This is a genomic window from Micromonospora echinospora, from assembly GCF_014203425.1.
In the GTDB taxonomy this organism is placed as follows: domain Bacteria; phylum Actinomycetota; class Actinomycetes; order Mycobacteriales; family Micromonosporaceae; genus Micromonospora; species Micromonospora echinospora_A.
On sequence record NZ_JACHJC010000001.1, the window covers coordinates 992,108 to 1,018,412 of the forward strand.

The window sequence follows — 26,305 nt, forward strand, 5'->3', positions numbered from 1 at the left end:
GTGCAGTGAATCTCTACCTCGCGGCGCAGGACCCGACGCTTGCCGACTTCGGCAAGGACCCGTGGTGGCTGGTCCTCGGCAAGATCCTCTTCGCGTTCGTCGTCGCCGTGGCGGCCACGCTGCTGGGCGTCTGGTTCGAGCGCCGGGTCGTGGGCCGGATGGCGGTGCGGCCCGGTCCCAACCAGGCCGGCCCGTTCGGTCTGCTCCAGACGCTCGCCGACGGCGTGAAGCTGGCCTTCAAGGAGGACATCCTCCCGCGCAAGGCCGACAAGGTCGTCTACTTCTTCGCCCCGGTGATCTCCGTGGTCTGCGCGGTCACCGCGCTGTCGGTGATTCCGTTCGGGCCGATGGTGAGCATCTTCGGGCACCGCACGCCGCTGCAGGTCACCGACGTGTCGGTGGCGGTGCTGGTGGTGCTGGCGTTCTCCTCGCTGGCCGTGTACGGCATCGTGCTCGGCGGCTGGGCCAGCGGCTCCACGTACCCTCTCCTCGGTGGTCTGCGCTCCGCCGCCCAGCTGGTGTCCTACGAGGTCACCATGGGCCTGAGCGTGGTCGCGGTCTTCATGACCGCCGGCACCATGTCGACCAGCGGGATCGTCGCCGCGCAGGGCGACGGCACCCGGCTGAGCATCGGCGGCTTCGAGGTCGCGGCCCCCGGCTGGTACGCGATCCTGCTGCTGCCCAGCTTCATCATGTTCTTCATCGCCATCGTCGGTGAGACCAACCGGGCGCCGTTCGACCTGCCCGAGGCGGAGTCGGAGCTGGTGGCCGGCTTCCAGACCGAGTACAGCTCGCTGAAGTTCGCGCTGTTCATGCTCAGCGAGTACGTCGCGATGGTGACGATGTCGGCGTTCACGGTGACCCTCTTCCTCGGCGGCTGGCACGCGCCGTGGCCGATCACGATCTGGTCGGGCGCCAACGAGGGCTGGTGGCCGATGCTGTGGTTCTTCGGCAAGGTCATCCTGCTGGTCTTCGTCTTCGTCTGGCTGCGCGGCACGCTGCCCCGGCTCCGCTACGACCAGTTCATGCGCTTCGGCTGGAAGGTGCTGCTGCCGCTGAACCTGGTCTGGATCATGGTGCTCGCCGGGCTGCGCTCGATCGAGGACTGGCAGGCCCGGGACCGGCTACTCGTCACCGCCGTCGGCGCGGGCGTGCTGCTGCTGGTCACGCTCTTCTGGCCGAGCCGGAAGAAGGAACTCAAGCCGTCGCCCCAGGAGCAGGCGGACAGCCGGCCGTACGGCAGCTTCCCGCTGCCGCCGATGGATCTTCAGGTTCCGCCGAGCCCGCGTACCAAGCGCGTGCTCGCCGAGCGGGAGCCGGCCAACGTCGTCGCCGGCCCGGACTCCAGGGAGGTGTGACGTGGGCGCGATCACCGGAACGTTCAAGGGCTTCGGTGTCACCTTCTCGCACATGTTCAAGAAGGTCGTCACCACCGACTACCCGTTCAAGCCGCCGGTCTCGGCGCCGCGCTACCACGGGCGGCACATCCTCAACCGGCACCCGGACGGGCTGGAGAAGTGCATCGGCTGCGAGCTGTGCGCCTGGGCCTGCCCGGCCGACGCGATCTACGTCGAGGGTGGCGACAACACCGAGGAGCAGCGCTTCTCCCCGGGTGAGCGGTACGCCAGCATCTACCAGATCAACTACGCCCGGTGCATCTTCTGCGGGCTCTGCATCGAGGCCTGCCCGACCCGTTCGCTCACCATGAGCAACGAGTACGAGCTGGCCCGGGACAACCGGCAGGACCTCATCTTCACGAAGGAGCAGCTGCTCGCGCCGCTGCTCGAGGGCATGGAGCAGCCGCCGCACCCGATGCGGCTGGGCGACAGCGAGAAGGACTACTACGTCGGCGCGCTGACCAACCCGGGCACCTCGGCGGGCGCCGAGCGCTCGCCGATGGGCCCCGGCCGGTACCAGGTGGAGGAGCACCCCGGCGTGACCTTCCCCGGTGCCGAGCAGGCCGAGCAGCGGTCCGCCGCGGCGGGCAAGGGAGGCAAGGCATGACCTCGGCTACGGTGCTCGCCGCTGCGGGCCAGGTGTCCGGGGGTGAGGAGGTCACCTTCTGGATCCTCGCCCCGCTGGCCCTGCTCGGGGCGGTCGGCATGGTGTGGGCCCGCAACGCGGTGCACTCCGCGCTGTGGCTCGTGCTGACAATGCTCTGCCTGGGCGTGTTCTACGTGCTCCAGGCCGGGCCGTTCATCGGCATGGTGCAGATCATCGTCTACACCGGCGCGATCATGATGCTGTTCCTGTTCGTGCTGATGCTCGTCGGCCGGGACGCGTCCGACTCGCTCATCGAGACGCTGCGCGGCCAGCGGATCGCCGCCGTCGTCCTCGGGCTCGGCTTCGCCGGCCTGGTGGGCAGCGGCCTGCACCGCGCGCTCGACGGCGTGCGGGCGGCCGGGCTCGACGAGGCGAACGCCGAGGGCAACGTGCAGGGCATCGCCCGGCTGCTGTTCACCAAGTACGTCTTCGCCTTCGAGCTGACCTCGGCGCTGCTGATCACCGCAGCGGTGGGCGCGATGGTGCTGGCGCACGTCGAGCGGCGCAAGGCGGACCGGATGGACCAGATCGCCACCATGAAGGCGCGGTTCCGTCCCGGCAACTACCCCGGCCCGAAGCCCGGCCCGGGTGTCTACGCCACCTCCTCCTCGGTGGCCACCCCGGCCCGCCTGCCCGACGGCCGGCTGACCGAGCGCAGCATCCCGGAGATCCTGCCGGTGCGTGAGCTGACGGCCGAGGAGACCGCACTGAAGGGTACTGAACGGTGAGCGCGAGGAGTGCAGCGAAGCGGAGCTCCGCAGTCGCGAACGAAAGGTCAGCACGGTGACCCCGGACTACTACCTGATCCTCGCGGCGGTGCTGTTCACCATCGGCGCCGTCGGCGTGCTGGTTCGGCGCAACGCGATCGTGCTGTTCATGTGCATCGAGCTGATGCTCAACGCGGCCAACCTGACCCTGGTCACGTTCAGCCGGATCAACGGCGACCTGAACGGCCAGATCATGGCGTTCTTCGTGATGGTGGTCGCGGCGGCCGAGGTAGTGGTCGGTCTCGCGATCATCATGGCGATCTTCCGTACCCGGCGCTCGGCGAGCGTCGACGACGCCAACCTGCTGAAGTACTGAGGGGCTCGTGGTGGAACAGATTCTGACGATCGCCCAGTCTGAGCCAGCCGAGGCCGTCACCTTCGCCACGGCGGACGGGATGCTGGGCTCGGTCTGGCTGCTGGTGGCGATCCCGCTGGTCAGCGCGGCGATCCTGCTGCTGCTGGGCAAGCGGGCGGACCGCTGGGGCCACTGGCTCGGCGTGGGCGCCATCGGCGCCGCCTTCCTGCTCGGGCTCACCTACTTCTTCCAGCTTCGCGGCCTGGAGAACAAGCAGGTCGAGCTGAGCCTCTGGGACTTCATGGTGGTCGGCGACCTGAAGGTGGACTTCGGTCTGCTCTTCGACCCGCTGGCCGCTGTCTTCGTCCTGCTGATCACCGGGGTGGGCTTCCTGATCCACCTCTACGCCGTGGAGTACATGGCGCACGACGAGGGCCGGCGGCTGTTCTTCGCCTACTTCAACCTGTTCGTCGCCGCGATGCTGCTGCTGGTGCTCGGCAACAACTACGTGATGCTCTACTTCGGCTGGGAGGGCGTCGGTCTGGCGTCGTACCTGCTGATCTCCTTCTGGTACGGCCGGCCGAGCGCGGCCACCGCCGGCAAGAAGGCGTTCCTGATGAACCGGGTCGGTGACGCCGGCCTGGCCATCGGCATCTTCATCATGTTCGCCATGCTCGGCACCACCCAGTACGACGAGGTGTTCAACGGGGTCGGCTCGCTGACCTCGACCACGGTGCTGGTGCTCGGCCTGCTCCTGCTGCTCGGCGCGGCCGGCAAGTCCGGCCAGTTCCCGCTCCAGGCGTGGTTGCCGGACGCGATGGAGGGCCCGACCCCGGTGTCCGCGCTCATCCACGCGGCCACCATGGTCACCGCCGGCGTCTACCTGATCGCCCGCTCCAACGCGATCTTCTCGGCCAACGAGACGCTCCAGCTCGTGGTGGTCAGCGTCGGCGCGCTCACCCTGCTGATGGGCTGCATCATCGGCGCGGCCAAGGACGACATCAAGCGGGTGCTGGCCTGGTCGACGGTGAGCCAGATCGGCTACATGTTCCTCGGCGTCGGTCTCGGCGGCGGCGCGTACGCGCTCGCCATCGTGCACCTGCTGGCGCACGGCTTCTTCAAGGCCAACATGTTCCTCGGCGCCGGCTCGGTCATGCACGGCATGAACGACCAGGTCGACATCCGCCGCTTCGGCGGACTGTCGAAGTACATGAAGGTCACCTGGCTGACGTTCATGATGGGCTGGCTCGCCATCATCGGCATGTTCCCGTTCTCCGGCTACTTCTCCAAGGAGCCGATCATCGTGGCCGCGTTCGAGCGGGAGGGCTGGACGGCCTGGCTGTTTGGCCTGGCCGCGCTGCTCGGCGCCGGGCTCACCGCCTTCTACATGACGCGGCTGTTCGTGCTCACGTTCCACGGTCCGAAGCGCTGGACCGAGGACATCGAGCACCCGCACGAGTCGCCGAAGCTGATGACGATCCCGCTGATCCTGCTGGCGATCGGCTCGGTCGGCGCGGGCTTCCTGCTCGCCACCTCCGTGCCGGACTGGCTCACCGCCACCAACGGGCTCGCCGCCGAGAGCGGGGAGCACGCGCCGGTGCTGGCGCACTGGCTGCTCACCGCGCTGTCGCTGCTGCTCACGGTGCTGGGCGCCGGGCTGGCCTGGTTCCTGTTCCGCGGCGGCACGGCCACCGAGCCGCAGCCGGCCGGCGTGGTGGTCACCGCCGCGCGCCGGAACCTCTACACGGACGCCTTCAACGAGGCGGTCTTCGAGAAGCCGGGCATCTTCCTCACCCGGGCGCTCGTGTTCCTCGACAACCGGGGCGTCGACGGGCTGGTCAACGGCCTGGCCGCCGCCGTGGGCGGGGGCTCGGGCCGGCTCCGGCGGCTCCAGACCGGCTTCGTGCGGTCGTACGCGACCTCGATCCTGGCCGGCGCGCTGCTCGTGGTCGCGGCGTTCCTGGCGGTGCAGGCGGGGTGGCTGGCGTGATCGACCTCAACGCGGCCGCCCCCGCCGGCGGGCCACGCAGTCACGACGGAGGTAAGGCCGAATAATGTCCAACTTCCCGTTCCTCTCGGTGCTTACCGTGGCGCCGCTGGTCGGTGCCCTGGTGGTGGCACTGCTGCCCCGCAGCCGCCCGGACCTGGCCAAGATGGTGGCGTTCGGCTGGTCGCTGCTGGTGCTGGTGCTCTCGGTGGTGATGTGGTTCGCCTTCTCCGCCGGCGGTGACCGGTTCCAGTTCCGCGAGTCGTACCCGTGGATCCCGAACTGGGGCGTGAACTTCACCTTCGAGGTGGACGGCATCGCGCTGGTCATGCTGATGCTGATCGCGATCCTGGTGCCGCTGGTGATCCTGGCGTCCTGGCACGACGCCGAGGCGTCGAAGCGCTCGGTGCCCGCCTACTTCGCGCTGCTGCTCGTCCTCGAGTGCACGATGATCGGCGTCTTCGCCGCCGCCGACGTCTTCCTGTTCTACGTGTTCTTCGAGGTCATGCTGGTGCCGATGTACTTCCTGATCGGCAGCTACGGCGGCCACCAGCGGCAGTACGCGGCGGTCAAGTTCTTCCTCTACTCGCTGGTCGGCGGTCTGTTCATGCTGGCCGCGGTGATCGGCCTCTGGGTGGTCGGCGGGAAGACCTTCGACTGGCAGGCGCTGAGCCAGGCGGAGTTCGCCACTGACACGGCCCGCTGGCTGTTCCTCGGCTTCTTCGTCGCCTTCGCGATCAAGGCGCCGTTCTTCCCGTTCCACACCTGGCTGCCGGACGCCGGTGGCGCGGCCCCGGCCGGCGCCGCCGCGCTGCTTGTCGGCGTGCTGGACAAGGTCGGCACGTTCGGCATCCTGCGCTACTGCCTGCCGCTGTTCCCGGAGGCGTCGCGCTGGTTCGCGCCGTGGGCGCTGGCGCTCGGCGTGATCGGCATCATCTACGCCGCGCTGCTGGCGGTCGGCCAGAACGACCTGAAGCGGCTGGTGTCGTACACCTCGATCGCGCACTTCGGGTTCATCGGCATCGGCATCTTCGCGTTCACCACCCAGGCCGGCACCGGCGCGGTGCTCTACATGCTCAACCACGGCCTGGCCACCGGCCTGCTGTTCCTGGTGGTCGGCATGCTGATCGCCCGGCGCGGCTCGGCGCTGATCAGCGACTTCGGCGGCGCGGGCAAGCTGGTGCCGGTGCTGGCCGGCGTGCTCTTCTTCGCCGGTCTGGCCTCGCTGGCGTTGCCCGGCACCGCGCCGTTCGTCTCCGAGTTCCTGGTGCTGATCGGCACGTTCACCGTCAACAAGCCGGTCGCGGTGATCGCCACGCTCGGCATCATCCTGGCGGCGGCGTACGTGCTGTGGATGGTGCAGCGCACCACGCAGGGCACGCTGAACCCGGCGCTGACCGAGGTCGAGGGCATGCGCCGGGACCTCACGCTGCGCGAGAAGGTAGTCGTCGCGCCGCTGATCGCGTTGATCGTGCTGCTCGGCTTCTACCCGAAGCCGGTCACCGATGTCATCAACCCCGCCGTCCAGGCGACCATGCAGGACGTCGGCAAGTCCGATCCCGCCCCTGAGGTCGGCAGCGTCCAGGAGGCCGCGAAGTGAGTGAACTGAAGCTGCCGTCGATCGACTACGCGGCGCTCGCTCCGATCCTGATCATGCTGGGCGCGGCCCTGGTCGGGATCCTGGTCGAGGCGTTCGTGCCGCGTCGCCTGCGCAACGCGGTGCAGCTCGGGCTCGCCCTGGTGGCGATGCTCGCGGCGATCGTGATGGTGATCCTGAACGCGGACGTCCGGCTGATCACCATCGGCGGGGCCATCGCGGTCGACGGGCCGACGCTGTTCCTCCAGGGCGCCATTCTGGTCCTGGCCGTGATGGCGCTGCTGCTCGTCGGCGAGCGCACGGTGGAGCGGGGCGGCGCGTTCGTGGCGCACGCCGCGGTCACCGCCGAGTCGGCGGAGGACCGCCGGCAGGCCGAGGGCGTCGGTGGCGCCACCGAGGTCTACCCGCTGATGTCGTTCGCGATCGCCGGCATGCTGATCTTCGTGGCGGCGAACGACCTGCTGACCATGTTCATCGCGCTTGAGGTCTTCTCGCTGCCGCTCTACCTGCTCTGCGCGCTGGCCCGCCGCCGGCGTCTGCTGAGCCAGGAGGCCGCGCTGAAGTACTTCATGCTCGGCGCGTACGCCTCGGCGTTCTTCCTGTTCGGTGTCGCCCTGATCTACGGCTTCACCTCCGGCATCCCGGGCCGTGGGGCCGGCGTCGACTTCGCCACCGTGCACGCCGCGGTCACCGAGTCCCCGTCCAGCCCGGTGCTGCTGTTCGCCGGCATGGCGCTGCTCAGCATCGGCCTGCTGTTCAAGGCCGCCGCCGCGCCGTTCCACGTCTGGACGCCGGACGTCTACCAGGGCGCTCCGACCCCGGTGACCGGCTTCATGGCCGCCTGCACCAAGGTCGCCGCGTTCGGCGCGCTGCTGCGCGTCTTCCACGTCGCGTTCGCCGGGGCCTCCTGGGACTTCACCCCGGTGCTCGGCACGGTGGCGGTGCTGACCATGCTGGTCGGCGCGGTGCTCGCGGTCACCCAGACGGACATCAAGCGCCTGCTGGCGTACTCGTCGATCGCGAACGCCGGCTACCTGCTGGTCGGTGTGCTGGCGCCGAGCCGCGAAGGGCTCTCCGGCACGATGTTCTACCTGGCCGCGTACGGCTTCTCGGTGCTCGCCGCGTTCGCCGTGGTGACGCTGGTGCGCGACAGCAACGGGGAGGCCACCCACCTGTCCCGCTGGGCCGGGCTGGGCCGCCGCTCGCCGTTCTTCGCGGCGATCTTCACGTTCATCCTGCTGGCCTTCGCCGGCATCCCGCTCACCAGCGGTTTCACCAGCAAGTTCGCGGTCTTCGGCCCGGCCCTGGAGGCCAACCAGGTCTGGCTGGTGATCGCCGGTGTGCTGACCAGCATGGTGCTGGCCTTCCCGTACCTGCGGGTCGTGGTGATGATGTGGCTCTCCGAGCCGGGCGAGGCCACGCCGACGGTGACCGTGCCGGGCGCGCTCACCTCGGCGGCGCTGGTCATCGGCGTGCTGGCCACGCTGGTGCTCGGCGTGGTCCCGGGTCCGCTGCTCGACCTGACGACTGGCGCCGCCGAATTCGTCAGATGACCGAGGTGTTCCCACCGAGGGCCGGTACGCCGTGGCGTGCCGGCCCTCGGCCCGTATCCCCCTCGACGAGCAGGTCGAACGGGTGTGGCATGGTTGAGGACGTGGCGAATCCGGCTGGCGAGCATTCAGGTCAGTTCGGCGCGCTCGGCCTGCACCTCGCGGACCCGCGCGTCGAAGCCTCCGTGCTGGGCGTGCTCGACCGGGTCGAGGCGGAGCTGCGGGCCAGCGTCGCCAGCGCGGACCCGCTGGTGACCGAGGCGGCCCGTCACCTGGTCGAGGCCGGCGGCAAGCGGTTCCGCCCGCTGCTGGTGGCGCTGAGCGCCCAGTTCGGCGACCCGGAGGCCGCGCAGGTCGTCCCGGCCGCCGTGGTGATGGAACTCACCCACCTGGCGACGCTCTACCACGACGACGTGATGGACGAGGCCGCCGTGCGGCGGGGCGCGCCGAGCGCCAACTCCCGCTGGACCAACTCGGTGGCCATCCTGGTCGGCGACTACCTCTTCGCCCGGGCCGCGGACATCGCCGCCGACCTGGGCACCGAGGCGGTACGCCTCCAGGCGCGCACGTTCGCGCGGCTGGTGCACGGCCAGATCGCCGAGACGGTCGGTCCGCGCGACAACGATCCGGTCGCGCACTACCTGCACGTGATCGCCGAGAAGACCGGCTCGCTGATCGCCACGTCGGCGCGCTTCGGCGGCATGTTCGGCGGCGCGGCGCCCGAGCACATCGAGGCGCTCGCCGAGTACGGCGAGATCATCGGCGTCGCGTTCCAGCTCTCCGACGACCTGCTGGACATCTCCAGCGAGTCGATCGAGTCCGGCAAGACGCCCGGCACCGACCTGCGCGAGGGCGTGCCCACGCTGCCGGTGCTCTACGCGCTGGCCTCGGACGACGCGGACGCGGCGAGCGTACGGCTGCGGGAGATCCTGGCCACCGGCCCGCTGGTGGACGACGCGCTGCATGCCGAGGCGCTCGGGCTGCTGCGGGAGTCCCCGGCGCTCAAGCGCGCCCGGGAGACGGTGCGAAGCTACGCCGAGGACGCCCGCGCCCGGCTCGCCCCGCTGCCCGAGGGCCCGGCGCGTCGCGCGCTGGAGTCCCTCTGCGACTACATCGCCGACCGCACCAGCTGACCCCCGCACCCACGGCGAGGGCGGTCAGGGGAGCGCGGGGGCGCGGCGGAGCAGGCGGGCGCCGAGCAGCATCAGGACGGCGGCCAGGAGCATGAGTGCCGCCGCCGTCAGCCACATCGCCGGGTAGCCGACCGTGCCGGCCAGCGCGCCCAGGCCGAGCGGTCCCAGGCAGCCGCCCGCGTACACGCCGGTCTGGGTGATCGAGGTCGCGGCGGCCGGCGCCTGCGGGTGCAGCCGGACCACCGCGAAGTTCATCAGCCCTGGCCAGGCCCAGCCGAGCCCGAAGCCGAGCACCACGCCCGCGAACAGCGGCGCCGGGCCGGCCACCGCGAGCAGGATCAGGCCGACCGAGCCGGTCAGCAGCATCCCCGCGATCAGCCCGACGTGCCCGCCGGCGCGCCGGTCGGCGAGCCAGCCGACGCCCACCCTCGCGAACACGCACACCGCGCTGCCGAGCGTCAGGGTCAGGCCGGCCAGGCCGGGGGAGAGGCCCCGCGCCGCCGCCGAGTCGACCAGGAACGTGCCCAGCGCGTTCGCCGCGGCCGCCGCCAGCGTCGCGGCCAGCCCGATCACCACCAGGGGCCCGGTGCCCCCGTTGCGGCCTCCGGAGGCGGCCCGGGCGCGCCGGTCCCGCCCGGTCCGGGGTACGGCCGGCAGCGCGGCCAGCGCCGCCCCGGCGGCCACCACGAAGGCCCAGCGCCAGCCGGCGGTGAGCGCGACAGTGGGGACCGCCACGCCGGCCAGCAGCGTGGCGACCGGGACGGCGGCCTGCTTCACGCCGAAGGAGAGCCCCTGGCGGTGGGCGGGCACGTGCTCGGCGAGCGCGGCGTTGCTGGCGAGCTGCCCGAGGGCGTTGGCGGCGGCGCTGAGCGCCAGCAGCGTCACAAGCATCGGGTACGACCGGGCCAGCCCGGCCACGGCGAGCAGGGAGGCGGCGGAGAGCAGGATACCGCCGCGGGCGACGGTGGCCGGGCCGTACCGCTCGACCAGGGCCCCGGAGGGCACCGAGGCGAGCGCGCTCACGCCGAAGTAGATCGAGACGGCCAGGCCGAGGCCGGCCGGGCTGAACCGGAGTTCGTCACTGAGCTGAACGGCGAGACCGCCGACGAGGAACACGGGCAGGACGCACACGATCGTGGTGACGGTGGCGCCGGCGCCCGCCCGGACCGCCCGCCGGGCCGACGCGGGCGCGTCTCGCGAAACTGTTTCAGTCATTGCGAGCACACCCTACGCCCGCACGTTTTGGCTGCTCATCGTGTCCGTCGACCTACCGTCTGTGTCCGGTGATCTGGCATCCTCCATCCGAACAGGCATTTCGCACTCGGCCGGTTTTTCATATGGTGTAAGTCCCCGGCGGCGGAGGTGGTTGTGCGCGACCCCTTGGCGGAACCCTCGGACCTGATCCGCAGCGTGTCCCGCGCGCTTCGAGTGCTTGAGTCGGTCGGCCGTGCGCCGAGAGGGCTCACCGTGAAGCAGATCGCCCGGCGTTGCGAGTTGACAGTCGCCACGACCTACCACCTCGTGCGCACTCTCGCGTACGAGGGCTACGTGATCCGGCGCGAGGACGGGACGTACATCGTGGGGTTGGAGGTGGCCGACCGCTACCGCGAGCTGGTCACCGCGTTCCGGGGGCCGCCCGCGGTCGGCGAGGCGCTGCGCCGCGCCGCGTCGGACACCGGCTGGAGCCACTACCTCGGCCGTTTCATCGGCGGGCAGGTGGCGGTGACCGCCTCTGCCGAGGGACCGCGCTCGCCCTACCTGGAAGACCTGGTGCCGGGCTTCGACGAGGGCGCCCACGCCACCGCGCTGGGCAAGAGCCTGCTCGCCACGCTCACCACCGAACAGCGCTTCCGCTACCTGCGCGAGTACGGCATGCGCCCGTTCACCACCGCCACCCTCACCACAGTCGAGGCGTTCGAGGCCGACCTGGCCGCCGGTGACCGGCGCGGCATGCAACTGGAACTCGGGCAGTTCCGGCAGGGTGTGGCGTGCGCGGCGGTGCTCGTCGCCCCGGACAAGGACATCGAGCGCCGGGTGGTGCTCGCGTGCGCGTTGCCGGCCGGCGAGATGATGACCTCCGCCCGGGTGGTCCGCGCGAAGCTGCTCACCGCCGCCAGGTCGATCGCCGACGGCATCGCCTCCGAGAACTAGGAAGGCCACCACCCTGGCGGGGTGGTGGCCTTCGGCGGGCGGTCCGGCGCCGGACCGCCCCGGGGTGGGTCAGCTGCCGACCGGGCCGCCGTCGAGGCGCCAGGTGACCACCACGCCGGGCTTGGCGAAGTCGCCGTCCGGCCAGGTGGAGGCCGGGTTCTCCACCGACGCGCCGGTCACCTCGCCCGGGTGCTGCACCGCGACGAAGACCGAACGGTTGTCACCGGTGATGAACGGGCCGCAGGTCTCCGCGCCGAGCGGCACGGTGAGGAACTGCTTCAGGTGGCCCCGCTCCGGACCCTCGACGGCCGTGGCGAACAGGCCGTCATTGCTGCCGAGCGCGTTGCCGTCGGTCGAGATCCACAGGTTGCCGGTGGCGTCGAAGGCCACGTTGTCCGGGCAGGAGATCGGGGAGACCTTGGTCTTGTCGTACCCGGCGAAGTAGGTCGAGGCGTCGGCCGGGTCGCCGCAGAGGATCGGCAGCGACCAGGTGAAGGTCTCGGCGGTGTTGTCGCCGCGGTCCTCGACCAGCTCCAGGATCTGCCCGTGCCGGTTGCTGTTGCGCGGGTTCGCCTCGTCGGCCGGCGCCTTGCCCGCCTTGCCGCGGTCGCTGTTGTTCGTCAGCGCGACGTACACCTTGCCGGTGAGCAGGCTCGGCTCGACGTCCTCGGGGCGGTCCATCTTCGTCGCTCCGACCCTGTCCCCGGCCAGCCGGGTGAAGGTGAGCACGTCCGCGGCGGTCATGCCGTCGACGTACGAGCGGTTGCCGCTGACCAGCTTGATCCAGCGGCCCCGGCCACCGAAGCCGCCGTCGGCCGGGAGCCTGCCGGAACCGTCGATCTCGGCGGCCGGGCTGTCCCCCTCGATCTTGGCGACGTAGAGCGTGCCCGACTCCAGCAGCGTCAGGTTGTGCCGCCGGGCCACCGAGGACTTCCCCGGCATGAACTTCTTGTCCGACACGAACCTGTAGAGGTAGTCGAAGCGCTCGTCGTCGCCCATGTACGCGACCACGCGGCCGTTGCGCGCCACTATGACGTTCGCGCCCTCGTGCTTGAACCGGCCCAGCGCGGTGTGCTTGCGCGGCTTGGACTGCGGGTCGAACGGGTCGATCTCGACGATCCAGCCGAACCGGTTCGCCTCGTTGGGGTGCCTGGCCAGGTCGAAGCGCTCGTCCGCCCGGTCCCACTTGCGGCTGCCACTCGGGTGGCGCACGTCCGTCGGGATGCCCGTAGCGGGTCAGCTTCGCCTTCTGCTCCTCGGCCACGCCGTCACCGCCGACGAAGTACTGGTTGAAGTTCTCCTCGCCGGAGAGCACTGTGCCCCACGGGGTGACGCCGCCCGCGCAGTTGTTCAACGTGCCGATGACCGTCCGGCCCTTCGGGTCGGCGGCGGTACGCAGCCAGGCCGACCCGGCCGCCGGCCCGGTCAGCTCGAACTTCGTCGCCAGCGCCGTGACCCGGCGGTTGTACTCGCGCCGGCCGCGCCGCACCGGCTGCCACTGCCCGGTGTTCTCCACCCGCTCCAGCTCGGCCACTGACATGCCGTGCGCGGCCATCGCCACCCGCACCTGCTCCACAGTGAGCGCGTCCTGGCTGGTGAAGCCGGGGAACATCAGGTCCTCGTTGGTGTACTCGTGGTTCACCACGAGCAGCGCCCGCCGGCGGTCGATCGGCAGCACGCCGACGAAGTCGTTGTTGTAGCCGAACTGCCTGGACTGGGCGGCGGCGGTCTGCCGGCCCAGGTCGAACGCGGGCGCGCCGGGCACGACCTCGTCGCCCCAGCGGATCACCACCGAGTGGTCGTACCCGTTCGGCACGACGAGCGCGTCGAGCTTGTTCGGCGGGATCGGCTTGAACGTCAGCGCGCCGCTGCCGGGACGACCCGCACCGGTGGCGGCCATCTCGCCCCCGCCCGGCACAGGCGGAGCGGCGGGGGCGGCGGCCGCCGGGGCGCCGGCCAGCGCGCCCGCCGCGGCGCCGCCGAAGCCGAGCACCAGCGCGCCGACCGCGCCGGCCCGGACCACGCCGCGCCGGGAGATCTCGGTGTCGACCAGGTCCCCGAAGTACGGGTTGTCGGTCGGGTTGGGCACCGGGTGGTCGCAGGCGTTGCCGCACCGGTACAGACAGGTCATCGCGTCGCGGCTGCCGTGGCGGGTGCCGCCGAGCAGCGGGAGCAGGCGAGGCCGGTCGCTCATGAGGTGGAGCCTCCTGATCGGACGTGGGGAAGGCGCACGGGCGAACGGCCCGTGCGCTCACCCGCCGGACGCTGCCAGGGCACCGTGAGCGGCGGCCGGCCCGGAGCTGAACCGGACGTGAACAGCTCCGACGTGACCTGCGGCTGAACCGTTCGGCGGCCCGGCACGTATGGAAGGGCGTACACATCGCCGGTTTCCCCGCCGCCGGAAGCGAGGTACCGCCATCAGCGACCACGACGCCCAACTGCTGCGCGCGCTGCACGACGAGCATGCCGACGCGCTGTACGCGCACGCCCTGCGGTTGGTAAACGGCGATCGGCCCCGGGCCGAGGACCTGGTGCAGGAGACGTTGCTGCGCGCCTGGCGGCACCCCGAGTCGCTGGATCCGCGACGCGGCTCGGTACGCGCCTGGCTGTTCACCACCGCGCGGAACCTGGCCATCGACGCCTGGCGGCGGCGCTCGGCCCGGGTCGGCGAGGTGTACACGGACGAACTGCCGGAGACTGCCGAGACGGTCGACGAGACGGAACGCGCGGTGGAGGCGTGGACCGTGGCCGAGGCACTCAACCGGCTCAGCCCGACCCATCGGGAAGTGCTCGTCGAGTGCTTCTACCAGGGGCGTTCGGTGGCGGAGGCGGCCGCCCGCCTGGGCGTGCCACCCGGCACGGTGAAGTCGCGCACCCACTACGCGCTGCGCTCACTACGGTTGGCGCTGGCCGAGATGGGGGTGACCGGATGACACGCTGCGAGTTCGCGCACGACGACGGGGCGTACGTGCTGGGCGCCCTCGCCCCGGCGGACCGGGTCGCCTACGAGCGGCACCTGGCCGGCTGCGCCCAGTGCCGGGAGGCGGTGGCCGAGATCGCCGTGCTGCCCGGCCTGCTGGGACGGCTCGACCCGGCCGGGTTGGAGCAGTTCCTGGAGGTCGGACCCGAGGCGTCGCGGGTGCCCGCACTGCTCGACGCCGCGCGGGAGCGCAAGCGCCGCGAGCGGTCCCGCTCCCGCCGCCAGTACGCGCTGACCGCGCTCGCCGCCGCCGCGCTCGCGGTGGTGGCCGGTGTCGGGGTGGCGCTGGTCCAGCCGCCGGCCGAGCCGTCCACGCCGCAGGTGGCGCTGACCTCCATGCGCCCGGTGGCCGGGACGGTGCCGGTGCACGCCGAGGTGGGGCTGACCGAGACGCCGTGGGGCACCGAGGTCACCATGCACTGCGGCTACGACAGGCGGGCCGGGCACCGGGAGGCATACACGTTCCGGCTGGTCGCGCACGGCCCGGACGGCGCGACGGAGCAGATCGGCTCCTGGCTCGCCGCCCCCGGCGACGACCTGCGCTTCTCCGGCGTCACCCGGTTCACGAAGGGCGAACTGGTCCGCCTGGAACTCCTCCGAGGCGCCAATTCCCCCGTCCTGGCCTACGACTTCCGCTGACTCCGCCCTCTGCTCCGGCGATCTTGCACTTCCGGCCCTCGGTGCGGGTTCTTCGCCCCTTTTGCCGGGGCGGTAAGTGCAAGATCAGCGGCTTGGGGTGGGGTGGGGGTGGGGGGTTGGGTGCGGGCGGCGGATCGGGTGCGGTGGGAGTGGTGCAGGGCGTCGGCCGTGAAGACCATCAGGGCGAGCCAGACCAGCGCGAAGCCGGCCAGCCGGACCGGGGGCATCGGCTCGTGGAAGATCAGCACGCCGCAGCCGAGCTGGAGGATCGGGGCGAGGTACTGCAACATGCCGACAGTGGACAGCGGCAACCGGTTCGCCGCCCCGGCGAAGAGCAGCAGCGGGATCGCGGTGGCGGCGCCGGCGAGCACCAGCAGCGCGGTGTGCCCGGCCGAGACGTGCCCGAACGTCGAGTCGCCGCGAGCCGACAGCCAGCCCAGGTACGCCAGGGCGGGCAGCGCCAGCACCGCCGACTCGACGAAGAGCCCCTCCGTGGCGGGCAGCGCGAGGCGCTTCTTGACCAGGCCGTACCCGGCGAAGCTGAACGCCAGGGTGAGCGCCAGCCAGGGCAGCCGGCCGTAGTCCACGGTGAGCACCGCCACCGCGAACGCGCCGACGCCGAGCGCCGCCCACTGCGCCGGGCGCAGCCGTTCCCGCAGCAGGAACACGCCGAACAGCACCGACACCAGCGGGTTGATGAAGTAGCCGAGCGCCGTCTCCACCACCCGGTCGGAGTTCACGCCGTAGATGTACGTGCCCCAGTTGACGGCGATCAGCGCGGCGGCGAGCCCGATGCCGGCGAGCGCGCGGGGCCGCCGGGCCAGCTTGCGCAGGAAACCGGCGTGCCGCGTTGCGGCCAGCAGCAACGCGACGAACGCCACCGACCAGAGGATCCGGTGCGCGAGGATCTCCACCGGCCCGGCCGGGCGGAGCAGCTTGAGGTAGATCGGGAAGAAACCCCAGATCAGGTACGCGCCGACGCCGTACAGGTAGCCGAGCCGGAGCTGGTTCACCGCTACACCGTAAGTGGTGGATCGGTCTGCTGGTCCTTATCGGTGACCGGCGTCACCCGCTGATCCAGCTCCATCCACCGATCCGGCGCGACAGGGCGGAAGCCGAGCTTCGCGTAGACCCCGTGCGCGTCGAGCGTCGCCAGCAGAATCCGGCGTACGCCCAGCTCGTCCAGGTGGTCGCGGACCGCGCCGGCCAGCCAGGTGCCCAGGCCGCGACCCCGCTCGGACGGGTCCACGTAGACGTCGCAGAGCCAGGCGAACGTGGCCCGGTCGGTGACCACCCGGGCCACCGCGACCTGCCGCCCGTCATCGGGCCGGTAGACGCCGAAGCCGATCGAGCCGGCGAACGAGCGCGCCACCGTCTCCCGCTCCCGCCCCCGCGCCCAGTACGCGTCACCGGCGAGCCAGGCGTGCACCCGGTCCAGGTCGATCCGGTCCGGGTCGGTGCTGATCTGGTAGCCGTCCGCGCGGGTCAGAGTGAACACCCGGCCGACGTTAGCGTCGTCCCCCGGGCCGCTCGCCAGCCAATTCCCTCCTGCTGGCCTGGTGGCCCCGGCCGGTCGCCGTCGCGGCCGGCCGGGACCGGGGCGTCAGTCGCGGTCGAGGACGGCGCCGAGGATCCAGGTGACGATGCCGACGAACAGCGCGCCCAGCACCGCCTCCGGCCAGAACCCGTCCACGTGGAAGGGCAGCCCGGCCTCACCGGCGATCCAGCTGGTGAGCAGGAAGAGCAGGCCGTTCACCACGATCGCGATCAGGCCGAGGGTCAGCAGGTAGAACCCGCAGCCCACGGTCTTGATGATCGGCTGGAGCACCGCGTTGACCACACCGAAGATCACCGCGACGAGCACCAGCGTGATCACGGTCTCGGTGGCCGACTCGGAGTCCAGCGAGATGCCCGGGATGAGCAGCGTGGCGAGCCAGAACGCCACCGCCGTCGAGCCCACACGAATCAGAAGACCCTTCAGGAAATCCATGGCCGGGATCGTGCCACGGACGTACCACCAGGGAAAGTAGCGTCGTCCGACCGGGCCGGGCGCGGCGCCTCAGTGTCGCGCCGGGCGACCGACCAGTTGCGACTCCACAGGCGTCGGTGAGAGCAGCGCCCACCGCAGGGCCCGCCGGTTGACCACAGCCACCATGTCGTCGCGGATGCGGGTCAGCCAGTCGGCGGAGCCGCCGAGCCCGAGCGCCGCTCCGGCCAGCGCCGCCTCGTCCGGGTCGAGCGGTTGGAGGATCGCCAGGTCGGCGCGAGCCAGCGCGGCCGTGTCGGCCGAGGTCAGCTCGTCGCGGACCACGAGCACCGACTGCCAGGCGGCATCCGGGCCGGCGTCCGGCGGCACCGGGCCGACGTCGACCACGACCAGCAGCGGGCACAGCGGCGAGCCGGACGCGCGGCCCACCGGACGCCCCGGCGCAAGCAGCGGTACGCCGCCGCCGAGCGTCCCGACACCGCGTACGAACGGCTCCCAGACCCGGGGGCGGCCGGTCTGCACCGCCACGCGGGCACCCAGCGCCAGTGCCCGCAGCACGAGCAGTTGAGCGGCCGGTACGCCGCCGACCAGCAGAACCCGCGTCGTGGCCGGCCGGAACAGGCGCACGGTGAGCGCGGCGCCGTGGCGGTTGGCGCCCACCATCAGGCCGGCGGTGGCCAGCGGCAGGTCCAGCGCGGGTGGCGGCGACCCGGGCCCGCCGGTCACCCCCAACGGCAGCGTGGCGGCCAGCCCGACCAGGTGCTCCCCGTCCAGCCGGCGCAGCTCGGCGCCGACGTCACCGGCGACCCGCCGCAGCGTCCGATCCGCCGCCGACAACTCGTCCACGCTGCCCGCGGCGACCCGCACCGCCAGCTCGGCCGGGGCCGGACCCGCACCGGTGCGGGGACCCACAGTCAGCGCGACGGTGGTGGCTGTGGCCGGCACCGCGAGCAGCCGGGTGACCAGACCCCGGGCGGCCTCGACGCGCGGATCCGGCCACCGGCGCAGTCGCCAGGTGGCCTGCGCCAGCCCGCCCAGCGCGAGCAGCGGCCACGTCTCCCGGACCGGGGCGCCGGGCTCGTGATGCGCCAGCTCGGCGATCACCCGTAGCGCCGCGTCCCCGCCGAGCGGCCGGGCGGTGAGCGGCCCGAGCCGGCGGACGATCCGCCGCAGCGTGCCGGAGAGCGCCCGCAGCAACTCCTCGTCCGGCCAGCCGTCCGCGCGCAACACCTGGACGGCCAGGACCGCCCGCGCCCGCCCTGCCACCCGGCCGTCGGTGAGCTGCCGGTACGACGTCCCGGCGGGACCGGCCGCGACGGCCGGCGCGGGCGCGGGGGAGGACGAGAAGACGAGCTGCAACCGGATCGCAGGGGCATCCGGGCTGCTCGGCGGGAGCAGGTCGAACGGCGCGGGCAGCCGGCGCGCGTGGTCACCGAGCAGGTCGTCCGGGTCGCCGAGTTCCAGCAGCGCGGTCAGGCCGGCGGCATCGTGCAGCACGGCGGCCGGACCGCCGGCCAGCTCGGTGGAGCCGGCCACCGAACCCGGCCGGACCAGCTCCAGCAGCGCCGCCGGATCGGCGGCCGCCGGCAGGGCGCGGCGCCGGGTCAGGTACGCGACGGCGGTGACGAGCCATTCGTGCAGCCAGCGGCCCCGTACCCGGATCCACGCGGCCGGCAGCACCAGCGCGGCCGTGAGCAGCGCGACGGCGGTCGCCACGACACCCCGCCCGGCGGCAGCCACCAGCACGGCTGCCGCGACCTGTGTCGCCACGACCTGACCGGCCCGCTGCCGAGGGCTCGGCCGATATGTCCACAGTGGGGTGGGCGCGGCCGGTCGGGTCGTAGTCGTCGCGGTCACCGCACCTCCTCGCCCGGGCCTCGCTGTGACGTCACCGTGGCACATCGTAATGGGCGTGTTGTCCACAGGGGAGCCCGAGGGGGTAGCAGAACCGGAATGGGACGGCTACCGTCAGCGACGAAATCGTCGAGTTGCGTGTCCGCCGCCGCCTGGCCTTCCCCTCCATCGGCCCCGGACGCCCTCCCGGCGAGTCCACGGTGGTCACTGCTGTGACCAGCCACGACCGAGGAGACGAGGTGACGTCCGGGATGTCCCAGACCCAGGCAGAAGCCGCGGTGATGCAGCAGACCGCCGCGAAGTTCGAGCAGGTCGACCAGTCGCTGCAGACCATGCTCAGCGGCCTGATGGCCGAGCTGGAGGTGTTGCAGCAGGCCTGGCGGGGCGCCGGTGGGCGCTCGTTCGCGCAGGTCAAGCAGCAGTGGGCGCAGGACCAGGCGGCCCTTCAGCGGGCGCTGCGGGAGACCGCCACCGCGATCCGCACCGCCGGCCGGCAGTACGACCTGTCCGACACCGAGGCCGCCGGCCGGGTGGCGGGCACCAACCGCGGCATCCAGCTGCCCCTCTGACAACCGGAAGGATCGAACTCATGGAGCACGGTGTGCTGGTCGTCAACTTCGCCGCCCTGCAACAGGCCGGCGCGGACATCCAACGGGCGCTGTCCACCCTGGAGAGCCAGCTCGGCCAGCTGGAACGCGACGCCGCCCCGCTGGTGGCGAGCTGGAACGGCTCCGCCCGCGAGGCGTACGAGGTGCGGCAGTCCCGGTGGCGGGCCGCCTCGCAGGACCTCCAGGCGATGCTGCGTGACATCAAGCTCGCGGTGGAGGATTCCGCGGCCGACTACCTCGACACCGAGAAGCGCAACGCCAACCTGTTCCAGTGAAGCGGAGCCGTGCGGCCCGGGTCTCCCTGATCCGGGCCGCACGGCGTTTCAGGCCGGGTCGGCCGCCCGCCAGCGCCGCCGTGCTCCGCGCGGCAGCACCAGGGCGAGCGCCGTCACCAGCGCCACCGCCCCGCCCACGACGGCGGCGGTCAGCAGCGCCCGGTCCCGGGCCGTCCCGCGGCGAGCCTTGCGGGCCAGCGCGGCCGGGTCCGGCCGGTCGGCGGGCAGCGCGGCGCCCGGCCGGGGCCGGGAGTCCACGGCGCCCGCCGACTCGGTCACCGCCCGGTACGGGTTGAGCACCCCCGCCCCGTACCCGGCATCGCGCCCCGGTGCCGGGTCGGCGGCGGCCACGATCCGGGCGGCCACCTCGTCCGCGCTCAGCCGGGGCCGGTACTCGCGCAGCAGCGCCGCGGTGCCGGCCACGAACGGGGTGGCGTAGCTGGTGCCCTCCGCCCGGTGATGTCCCTGCCGGGGAGCCGCCATCAGCACCTCGCTGCCCGGGGCGACCACGTCGACGTACGGGCCGGTCTGGGAGAACGCCGAGCGGGTGCCGTCCGGGCCGATCGCGCCCACTCCCAGCACGCCGTCGTACGCCGCCGGATAGGGCCGGGGATCGCCGTTGTCGTGCAGGTTCCCGGCGGCAGCGACCACCACCACGTCCCGTCGTAGCGCGTAGGCGACGGCGGCGCGCACGTCGGGGTCGTCCGCGTACAGCACGACCGAGAGGTTGAGCACGTCGGCGTCGTGGTCCACCGCCCACCGGATCGCCCGGGCGAAACCGGCTGCGTCGACTGTGCGCCCCGACTCCCGTCCCTCGACCACCTGCTGCTCGCTCACCCGTACCGGCAGGATGCGCGCGTCCGGCGCGAGGCCGCGGAACGCGATGCCGGGCTGCGGGGCGGCGGCGACGATGCTCGCCACGCCGGTGCCGTGCCCGGCGCAGTCCCGGGTGCCGTCCCCGCCCCGGTCGAGGAAGTCGGCGCCGGACAGGACGCGCCCCGCGAGTTGCGGATGGGAGCGGTCCACACCCGAGTCGACCACCGCGACCACGACTCCGGCGCCGGTGGCGAGCGGGGTGAGCCGGTCCGGGGCGTACCGTTGCTGCGGCCACGGCTGTTGCGCCACCGGCCGCGCCGGGGTGGGCGGCGAGGCGCAGCCGGCCGGTGCGTGAGCCGCCGCCGGGGCGACCGGAGACCCGATGAGGAGGAGCGTCGCCAGGGCGGCCACTGCGGGGTACGCGACAGGCCGAGACATCGACGACCTCCGTAACGTGTCGGCTCCGGGACGGGATGTTATCGCCTCGCGGACATCTGGGCCGACCGTCGATGGCCAGAAGTCCTGATCTTGCTGCCACCTTGTAGGTTGTAGGCGATGCCTGTGGCCTGTTCGCGGAAGGAGAGGTGGCCGTGACCGGATGGGAGCCGGCCACCGAGGCCGAGGTGGCGATGCGGGACGCGTTACGCGCCCAGGACCAGCAGCAGTACTTTCGCGCGCTGACGCGCGTCGATCTGTTCCTGCCGGTCGCGGGCGGCTCGGCCGGCGGATGGGGCACCTGGACCTCCGGCGGCCGCACGCACGTGCTCGCCTTCACCTCCGCCGCCGCGCTGCGGGCCAGCCTGGGGGAGAACGCCGGCACGGCCCGCCGTGTCCCCTACCCGGAGCTGGCGGCCGGCTGGCCCAACCCGGAGTGGTGGCTGGCGGTCAACCCCGGGTTGCCGATCGAGGGCTACCTGCCCGCCTGGTACGTCGCTCAGCTCTCCCGGGGCGACGTCCGGCTGCCCGGCCGGACCATGGGCGCCCGGGCCCGGCTGGACCGGGTGGAGAGCGCGGCCCGGAGCGCTCGCAACGGCGTACCCGAGTCCGCGCCCCGCCCCTCGGCCGTGCCCGTCCCGCCGGCCGCCGTTCCGCCCCCTGTGGTTCCCCCGGCCGCCGTTCCGCCGGCCGCAGTACCGCCTCCCGTGGTGCCGCCTCCCGCAGTACCGCCTCCGCCGGTACCGAACGGCCGGGGCGAACGGCGGGCGGAGCACGACGAGCCGCCCACGGTGCCGATGCGCGGCGCTTCGGTCCTGGGACGGCGGCTGCCGACCATGCCGCCCCGCCGCCGGGAGCCGGACCGGGACGGCCCGGGCCGCGCCGACGCCGGCGACGAACCGGGCACGGACGCCCTGGACGGCTGGCTCACCGATCTGCGCCGTCGCCCCGACGAGCCGGACCCCTTCGCCGCCCAGCCGGCGCCGGCCGACGAGCCGCCGGCGGACCCCACCCCACCGCCGCCGTCCCGCTCCTTCTTCGAGCCCGCCTCCGGCCGCTCGACCCGCCGCTCGTCATCGCTGGACGCGCCGCGGCGGGCCGCCGACCGGGCCGCCCCGCCGACCCGCTTCGCCGGCGGCCAGCCGTTTCCGCGTCGCCGCCCGCTGAACGAGCCGGTACGGGAGGAGCCCACCCAGGCGTTCGCGACGCGGGCGGACGAGCCGCCTCCGGTTCCCCGGAGCGACGAGGCGACCCAGGCGTTCCGGCCGACCCGCCCACCCGAGGACGCCGTCGAGACGCTGCCCCGGCGTCACTCCGGTCCCGCCACCCCCGCGACGGACGCCTGGGCCGATCCGCTCGGCCCAGGCCAGGAGGCCCCGCCCTGGAACGCGGCCGAGGACCCGGCGGAGGCGCTGTCGCCGTCGATCGCCGAGCCGGTGTCGAGCCCGCCCGCGCCGCGCCGGGACTTCACTCCCATCGTCATCGAGGGCACCGTCATCGAGGCCCGCGACCTGACCGAGCCCGACCAGCCCTGGTCCTCGCAGTACGCCGACCCGGTGCGTTCCGCGCCCGCCGAACACGCGGCGGCACCCTGGGCCGGCATCGCCGACCCGATCGCGCCGCTCCCGGCCGACCCGCTGGTGACGACCGGCGACGAGACGACGAACCTCACCGAGGCCGCCCACTCCGTTCCACCAGCCGAAACGACGTCGTTCGACCGGATCGGGCGGCTCGACGAGTCGACGGTGTCGTTCGCCTCGACGTCCGAACCCACCGCGCCGTTGCCCGGCTCGCCGACGGAGCCGCTGTTCGACCGGACGTCGGAGGACGCCACCACGTCCCTGTTCGGGACGCCGTCAGCGTCGGCTGAGCCGACCCAGTCCCTGTTCGAGCCGTCGGCTGAGCCGTCCGAGTCGTTGTTCGGCCGCCCGGCGTCGTCGGCCGAACCCACCGTGTCCCTGTTCGAGGCGAACACGCCGTCGGCCGAGCCGGCCACCCCGCTGTACGAGCCGACGCCGGCCGAGCCGACGGCTTCCCTGTTCGCGCCGGCCATCGCCGAGGAGCAGGCCACCGTGTCGCTCTTCGAGCCGGCCACCGACGCCGACCCGGCCACGCAGCCGACCGCCCACGCCGAACCGACCGCCCACGCCGAACCGGTCGCCTTCGACAACTCCGCCACCACGGCGCTGTTCGCCCCGGGTGAGCCGACCGTCGCGCTGCCCACCCCGCACGCGGTGCCGGACGTGGCAGAGCCGCCCGCGCCCGTAGCGGAGCCGGCGCGGATCGGCGCCGACGCGGTGAGCTCCGTCGCTTCGGCCGACTTCGTGCCGGCGAACGACGTGGAGGAGGAGTTGCTGGCCGCCTTGGGCAGCGGGAGCACCGACGGCTTCCTCACCACTCTGCTGCTGGCCCGGGTACTGCTGCCGGCCGCGCCCGAGTCGGCCGCCGGCAGCCGTCCGGGTGATCCGGGTTTCGTCTGGCACACCGAGCCGGTCGACGGCGAGACGTCCGTCTCGGTCTACACCTCCCCGGAGCGCCTCGCCGAGCACGCCGGAGACGCGGTCGAGACGGTACGGGTCAAGTTCGTCCAGCTCATTCGCAAGTGGCCGGACGTGTCCTGGTCGTTCCGGGTGAACCCGGACAGCCCGGTCGGTGCGACGTACCCGGGGGAGCAGGTTCTCGCGCTCGCCAACTGGGCGGCCGAGGTGGGCCTGGGCGACGACGCGGAGCCCGAGCCGGTCACCGCGCCGCAGCCGGCGGGCCGGTCCCGGCCGGAGGCGCCGGCGGTCGCCGACAACCGGCCGGTGACCATGCAGAAGGCGATCGCGGCGAGCCAACTCGCCTACTACCTGGAGCGTGGCTACGACCGGGTCTCCGGTTTCGTGCACCGGGCCGGGGAGTTGGCGCACCTGAACAGCCCGGCGGTGCTGTACCGCGCGCTCGGTCTCGGCCACCCCGGATCCCCGTTCTCCCCGGACGACGAGGAGATCTACCTGCTGCGGTGGCCGGCCTACCGGCCGAGCCTCTACCGGATCCCCTACGGCGGGCCGAACGAGTCCGCCATGCGGGCGATGGAGGGCTGGGTGATCGAGCGGCTGCCGTTCCGCGGCAACGGCTTCGCCCCCGGGGAGAGCAGCGACGTGATCGCCGAGTTCAAGGTGGACAGCGCCCGCCTGCCGCACGGCGCCGAGCTGTGGCGGCTCGGCGCGGACGGCGACACGCGGCTGGTCGCGGTCCTGGACACCGACGCGCTGGTCTGGCGGAAGGCGGACGAGGCGTGACCCGCGACGGCTACGTCGCCCGCTGGCGGGGGCGGGAGTATCAAGCCAGCCCCGCCGGGGACGAGGTCCGCCTCTACCAGCCCGGCCCGGACGAGGGATTCACCGAGGTACGCCCCGGCCGGTACGTCCGGGTGGTGCCGGCGGCCGAGGTCGACGATCTCGCGTACGTGCGGACCACCTGCACCTGGCAGGGGCAGCCGTTCATCGTGCTGGCCGAGCACGAGGGCTGGTTGCGGCTGGAGTACACGGGCGGGCGCTGGCCGGTGGCCGAGGCGATGGGGCTGGAGGCGTTCGACTTCGGCGTCTACCAGGGCTGGGCGCCCGCGTCCGAGGTGGCCGACCTGGGCGAGCAGCGGGTCTGAGTCAGGACTTCGCCCAGCGCAGGATCTCGCCGAGCACCAGGTCCCGGGCCTCCACGTGCGGGAAGTGCCCCACGTCGTCGAGCAGCCGCCACTCGTACGGCGCGCTGACGTAGCGGCCGGAGCCCTGGGCGGTACGGGGCAGCGAGGCGCGGTCCAGCGCGCCGTGCAGTTGCAGGGTCGGCGTGACGAGCGGCTTCTGCATCAGCTTCACGAAGCGGTAGCCGTGCAGCCGCAGCACCGAGCGGAACGCCCAGCGGTAGCCCTCCAGCGCGCAGAACGCGGCCTGCGGGATCTGCATCGCGACCCGGCAGCAGTGGGCGTAGTCGGCGAAGTCGGGGCTGTCCGCCCAGCGTGGGCCGCCCCACCGGCGCAGGATCTCCTCCACCTCGGCGGCGTCGTCCCGGGTCAGGACGTGCTCGTAGCGGGGGAGCTGGAACTTCAGCGTCGCGGTGGCCGAGGCGAACTGGCCGCGCGGGTCGGCGAAGATGGCGGCCCGCAGCCGCAGCGGGTGCGGCGCACCGAGCACCACGAGCCGCCGGACCAGGGTCGGGTGGAAGGAGGCGGCGGTCCAGCCGATGAGCCCGCCCGCGCCGGTGCCGACCACCGTGGCCGACCGCTCGCCCAGTGCGCGGATCAGGCCGGCGACGTCGGCGGCGAGCGTGTAGCCGTCGTACCCCCGGGGTGGCTTGTCGCTCGCGCCGTAGCCGCGCAGGTCGACGGCGACCGCCCGGAAGCCCGCGTCCGCGACCGCCGGAAGCATCTCGTGCCAGGCGTACCAGTACTCGGGGAAGCCGTGCAGGAAGAGCACCATCGGGCCGGCGCCCGCCTCGACGACGTGGAACCGGCTGCCGTTGGCGCCGACGAACCGATGCGTCCACGGCCCTTCGGGCAGGACGCAGGACTCGTCGACGGGTCCGCCGCGCTGGTCGGTCATGGGGCACAGCCTAGGGCCGCCGCTCGCGCATCGGGCTCGCAGGTGACCAGGATCAGGGATTTCTCCGGGAGGCGACCCGTCGAGCCCTGAGATCGCTTGTGACGTCAGGATTCGACGACGCGCATCGGGATGCCGGGCCCGCAGTCGACCGAGCGGTCCCGCGCGGTGAGCCGCAGCGAGACGAAGTCGCCCTTGCGCAGTTCCCCGGTGTTCGGGCCGTACACGGCGTACTCCGTGCCGTTCTCGTCCATCAGGCCGTAGCAGGGGCCGGAGCCGCCCCGGATGATCCAGCCGGCGACGACGCCGGCCGGCCGGTTGTCGGTCGGCTTCTTCGGCGGGCCGGCGGGACGCCGCAGCGTCGGCAGTTCGGTGGCGGACAGCGGCGTGGGCCGGTCGGCGGGCGTGGCCGCGCCGCTCGCGGCCGGTGCGTCGGCTCGGGACGCGGGCGGCGTGACCGGGCCGGCGGAGGCCGGGGTGGGCGGCTGGTGGTCGTCGGACACGGGTCCTCCGTTTCCGGCGCAGCCCGCGGCGGCGAGCAGCGCCGTCGCGAGAGCGGCCGGCAGGGCGGTACGGGGCGTCACGCGGGTAGGACGCGGGCATGGGCCGGCGGG

23 protein-coding genes and 1 pseudogene are annotated in these 26,305 nt (G+C 72.8%); 15 read left to right on the forward strand and 9 right to left on the reverse strand.

Annotated features, from left to right (window positions below; genetic code table 11):
- The first annotated feature begins 5 nt into the window (after positions 1 to 5).
- The 8 genes from nuoH to FHU28_RS04820 all read left to right on the forward strand — a co-directional run bounded on the left by nuoH (position 6) and on the right by FHU28_RS04820 (position 9,372).
- Positions 6 to 1,358 carry an NADH-quinone oxidoreductase subunit NuoH gene (nuoH, locus tag FHU28_RS04785; protein WP_184681264.1) on the forward strand — a complete coding sequence of 451 codons (1,353 nt, stop codon included), beginning with the start codon at positions 6 to 8 and terminating at the stop codon, positions 1,356 to 1,358.
- A 1-nt stretch (position 1,359) separates the two neighbouring features.
- A complete protein-coding gene (nuoI, locus tag FHU28_RS04790; RefSeq protein ID WP_073826325.1) occupies positions 1,360 to 2,004 on the forward strand; it encodes an NADH-quinone oxidoreductase subunit NuoI in 645 nt (214 codons plus the stop codon).
- On the forward strand, positions 2,001 to 2,771 hold the full coding sequence (locus FHU28_RS04795; RefSeq protein WP_184681266.1) for an NADH-quinone oxidoreductase subunit J: 771 nt from the start codon (positions 2,001 to 2,003) through the stop codon (positions 2,769 to 2,771). The genes nuoI and FHU28_RS04795 overlap by 4 nt, the downstream gene beginning before the upstream one ends.
- 55 nt (positions 2,772 to 2,826) lie before the next feature.
- Positions 2,827 to 3,126, forward strand: coding sequence for an NADH-quinone oxidoreductase subunit NuoK (gene nuoK / locus FHU28_RS04800; protein WP_013283611.1), 300 nt, complete (start codon positions 2,827 to 2,829; stop codon positions 3,124 to 3,126).
- Between the two features lie 7 nt (positions 3,127 to 3,133).
- Positions 3,134 to 5,095, forward strand: coding sequence for an NADH-quinone oxidoreductase subunit L (nuoL, locus tag FHU28_RS04805; protein ID WP_184681268.1), 1,962 nt, complete (start codon positions 3,134 to 3,136; stop codon positions 5,093 to 5,095).
- Positions 5,096 to 5,159: 64 nt separating this feature from the next.
- Positions 5,160 to 6,692: an NADH-quinone oxidoreductase subunit M gene (locus tag FHU28_RS04810; RefSeq protein WP_184681270.1), complete on the forward strand. Its 1,533-nt coding sequence runs from the start codon at positions 5,160 to 5,162 to the stop codon at positions 6,690 to 6,692.
- On the forward strand, positions 6,689 to 8,242 hold the full coding sequence (nuoN, locus tag FHU28_RS04815; protein ID WP_184681272.1) for an NADH-quinone oxidoreductase subunit NuoN: 1,554 nt from the start codon (positions 6,689 to 6,691) through the stop codon (positions 8,240 to 8,242). The genes FHU28_RS04810 and nuoN overlap by 4 nt, the downstream gene beginning before the upstream one ends.
- Before the next feature lie 89 nt (positions 8,243 to 8,331).
- The gene (locus tag FHU28_RS04820; protein ID WP_184681273.1) at positions 8,332 to 9,372 is read left to right on the forward strand and encodes a polyprenyl synthetase family protein; all 1,041 of its coding nucleotides are present in this window, start codon (positions 8,332 to 8,334) and stop codon (positions 9,370 to 9,372) included.
- 24 nt (positions 9,373 to 9,396) lie between these two features.
- On the opposite strand, the gene FHU28_RS04825 is transcribed toward FHU28_RS04820, so the two are convergent.
- Positions 9,397 to 10,587: an MFS transporter gene (locus FHU28_RS04825; protein ID WP_184681275.1), complete on the reverse strand. Its 1,191-nt coding sequence runs from the start codon at positions 10,585 to 10,587 to the stop codon at positions 9,397 to 9,399.
- Between the two features lie 153 nt (positions 10,588 to 10,740).
- Here FHU28_RS04825 and FHU28_RS04830 point away from each other — a divergent pair, with 153 nt between their 5' ends.
- Positions 10,741 to 11,523 (forward strand): IclR family transcriptional regulator, encoded by a 783-nt coding sequence (locus FHU28_RS04830; protein WP_073826302.1) that lies wholly within the window; start codon positions 10,741 to 10,743, stop codon positions 11,521 to 11,523.
- A 69-nt stretch (positions 11,524 to 11,592) separates the two neighbouring features.
- Here the strand turns inward: FHU28_RS04830 and FHU28_RS04835 are convergent.
- A pseudogene (locus FHU28_RS04835) lies at positions 11,593 to 13,717 on the reverse strand (PhoX family protein).
- 169 nt (positions 13,718 to 13,886) lie between these two features.
- Here FHU28_RS04835 and FHU28_RS04840 point away from each other — a divergent pair.
- Together FHU28_RS04840 and FHU28_RS04845 are read left to right on the forward strand one after the other, a co-directional pair.
- Positions 13,887 to 14,456 carry a sigma-70 family RNA polymerase sigma factor gene (locus FHU28_RS04840; RefSeq protein ID WP_013283619.1) on the forward strand — a complete coding sequence of 190 codons (570 nt, stop codon included), beginning with the start codon at positions 13,887 to 13,889 and terminating at the stop codon, positions 14,454 to 14,456.
- Positions 14,453 to 15,142: an anti-sigma factor family protein gene (locus FHU28_RS04845; RefSeq protein WP_184681277.1), complete on the forward strand. Its 690-nt coding sequence runs from the start codon at positions 14,453 to 14,455 to the stop codon at positions 15,140 to 15,142. Before FHU28_RS04840 ends, FHU28_RS04845 begins: the two co-directional genes overlap by 4 nt.
- On the opposite strand, the gene rarD is transcribed toward FHU28_RS04845, so the two are convergent.
- The 4 genes from rarD to eccE form a co-directional block, all read right to left on the reverse strand.
- Positions 15,127 to 16,155, reverse strand: coding sequence for an EamA family transporter RarD (gene rarD, locus FHU28_RS04850; RefSeq protein WP_376700637.1), 1,029 nt, complete (start codon positions 16,153 to 16,155; stop codon positions 15,127 to 15,129). The two genes, FHU28_RS04845 and rarD, sit on opposite strands and share 16 nt — an antisense overlap.
- A gap of 2 nt (positions 16,156 to 16,157) precedes the next feature.
- Positions 16,158 to 16,640 carry a GNAT family N-acetyltransferase gene (locus FHU28_RS04855; protein WP_184681279.1) on the reverse strand — a complete coding sequence of 161 codons (483 nt, stop codon included), beginning with the start codon at positions 16,638 to 16,640 and terminating at the stop codon, positions 16,158 to 16,160.
- Between the two features lie 105 nt (positions 16,641 to 16,745).
- The gene (locus FHU28_RS04860; RefSeq protein ID WP_116503491.1) at positions 16,746 to 17,132 is read right to left on the reverse strand and encodes a phage holin family protein; all 387 of its coding nucleotides are present in this window, start codon (positions 17,130 to 17,132) and stop codon (positions 16,746 to 16,748) included.
- A gap of 69 nt (positions 17,133 to 17,201) precedes the next feature.
- Positions 17,202 to 19,031 (reverse strand): type VII secretion protein EccE, encoded by a 1,830-nt coding sequence (gene eccE, locus FHU28_RS04865; protein WP_184689224.1) that lies wholly within the window; start codon positions 19,029 to 19,031, stop codon positions 17,202 to 17,204.
- A 203-nt stretch (positions 19,032 to 19,234) separates the two neighbouring features.
- Between eccE and FHU28_RS04870 the strand changes: the two genes are divergently transcribed.
- Together FHU28_RS04870 and FHU28_RS04875 are read left to right on the forward strand one after the other, a co-directional pair.
- On the forward strand, positions 19,235 to 19,552 hold the full coding sequence (locus FHU28_RS04870; protein ID WP_030503719.1) for a WXG100 family type VII secretion target: 318 nt from the start codon (positions 19,235 to 19,237) through the stop codon (positions 19,550 to 19,552).
- A 20-nt stretch (positions 19,553 to 19,572) separates the two neighbouring features.
- Entirely contained in the window at positions 19,573 to 19,866 is a 294-nt protein-coding gene (locus FHU28_RS04875) for a WXG100 family type VII secretion target (RefSeq protein WP_073826279.1), read from the forward strand.
- 48 nt (positions 19,867 to 19,914) lie between these two features.
- Here FHU28_RS04875 and mycP read toward each other — a convergent pair whose 3' ends face one another.
- A complete protein-coding gene (gene mycP / locus FHU28_RS04880) occupies positions 19,915 to 21,120 on the reverse strand; it encodes a type VII secretion-associated serine protease mycosin (RefSeq protein WP_184681281.1) in 1,206 nt (401 codons plus the stop codon).
- A gap of 152 nt (positions 21,121 to 21,272) precedes the next feature.
- Here mycP and FHU28_RS04885 point away from each other — a divergent pair, with 152 nt between their 5' ends.
- Together FHU28_RS04885 and FHU28_RS04890 are read left to right on the forward strand one after the other, a co-directional pair.
- Positions 21,273 to 24,398 (forward strand): SseB family protein, encoded by a 3,126-nt coding sequence (locus FHU28_RS04885; RefSeq protein ID WP_311773515.1) that lies wholly within the window; start codon positions 21,273 to 21,275, stop codon positions 24,396 to 24,398.
- The gene (locus tag FHU28_RS04890; RefSeq protein WP_073826273.1) at positions 24,395 to 24,760 is read left to right on the forward strand and encodes a hypothetical protein; all 366 of its coding nucleotides are present in this window, start codon (positions 24,395 to 24,397) and stop codon (positions 24,758 to 24,760) included. Before FHU28_RS04885 ends, FHU28_RS04890 begins: the two co-directional genes overlap by 4 nt.
- A 1-nt stretch (position 24,761) precedes the next feature.
- Here the strand turns inward: FHU28_RS04890 and FHU28_RS04895 are convergent, their stop codons facing one another.
- Both FHU28_RS04895 and FHU28_RS04900 read right to left on the reverse strand, forming a co-directional pair.
- Positions 24,762 to 25,694, reverse strand: coding sequence for an alpha/beta fold hydrolase (locus tag FHU28_RS04895; protein ID WP_184681283.1), 933 nt, complete (start codon positions 25,692 to 25,694; stop codon positions 24,762 to 24,764).
- 104 nt (positions 25,695 to 25,798) lie between these two features.
- Positions 25,799 to 26,194 carry a hypothetical protein gene (locus FHU28_RS04900; protein WP_260412844.1) on the reverse strand — a complete coding sequence of 132 codons (396 nt, stop codon included), beginning with the start codon at positions 26,192 to 26,194 and terminating at the stop codon, positions 25,799 to 25,801.
- Positions 26,195 to 26,305: the final 111 nt, after the last annotated feature.

Bases quoted from the DNA above. Each gene is read 5' to 3' on its own strand.
- FHU28_RS04875 (WP_073826279.1), top strand. From the start codon at position 19,573: ATGGAGCACGGTGTGCTGGTCGTCAACTTCGCCGCCCTGCAACAGGCC.
- mycP (WP_184681281.1), bottom strand. From the start codon at position 21,120: ATGTCTCGGCCTGTCGCGTACCCCGCAGTGGCCGCCCTGGCGACGCTC.
- FHU28_RS04840 (WP_013283619.1), top strand. From the start codon at position 13,887: ATGGAAGGGCGTACACATCGCCGGTTTCCCCGCCGCCGGAAGCGAGGT.
- FHU28_RS04860 (WP_116503491.1), bottom strand. From the start codon at position 17,132: ATGGATTTCCTGAAGGGTCTTCTGATTCGTGTGGGCTCGACGGCGGTG.
- FHU28_RS04845 (WP_184681277.1), top strand. From the start codon at position 14,453: ATGACACGCTGCGAGTTCGCGCACGACGACGGGGCGTACGTGCTGGGC.
- FHU28_RS04820 (WP_184681273.1), top strand. From the start codon at position 8,332: ATGGTTGAGGACGTGGCGAATCCGGCTGGCGAGCATTCAGGTCAGTTC.
- FHU28_RS04895 (WP_184681283.1), bottom strand. From the start codon at position 25,694: ATGACCGACCAGCGCGGCGGACCCGTCGACGAGTCCTGCGTCCTGCCC.
- FHU28_RS04870 (WP_030503719.1), top strand. From the start codon at position 19,235: ATGTCCCAGACCCAGGCAGAAGCCGCGGTGATGCAGCAGACCGCCGCG.
- eccE (WP_184689224.1), bottom strand. From the start codon at position 19,031: ATGTGCCACGGTGACGTCACAGCGAGGCCCGGGCGAGGAGGTGCGGTG.
- FHU28_RS04795 (WP_184681266.1), top strand. From the start codon at position 2,001: ATGACCTCGGCTACGGTGCTCGCCGCTGCGGGCCAGGTGTCCGGGGGT.
- FHU28_RS04810 (WP_184681270.1), top strand. From the start codon at position 5,160: ATGTCCAACTTCCCGTTCCTCTCGGTGCTTACCGTGGCGCCGCTGGTC.
- FHU28_RS04825 (WP_184681275.1), bottom strand. From the start codon at position 10,587: ATGACTGAAACAGTTTCGCGAGACGCGCCCGCGTCGGCCCGGCGGGCG.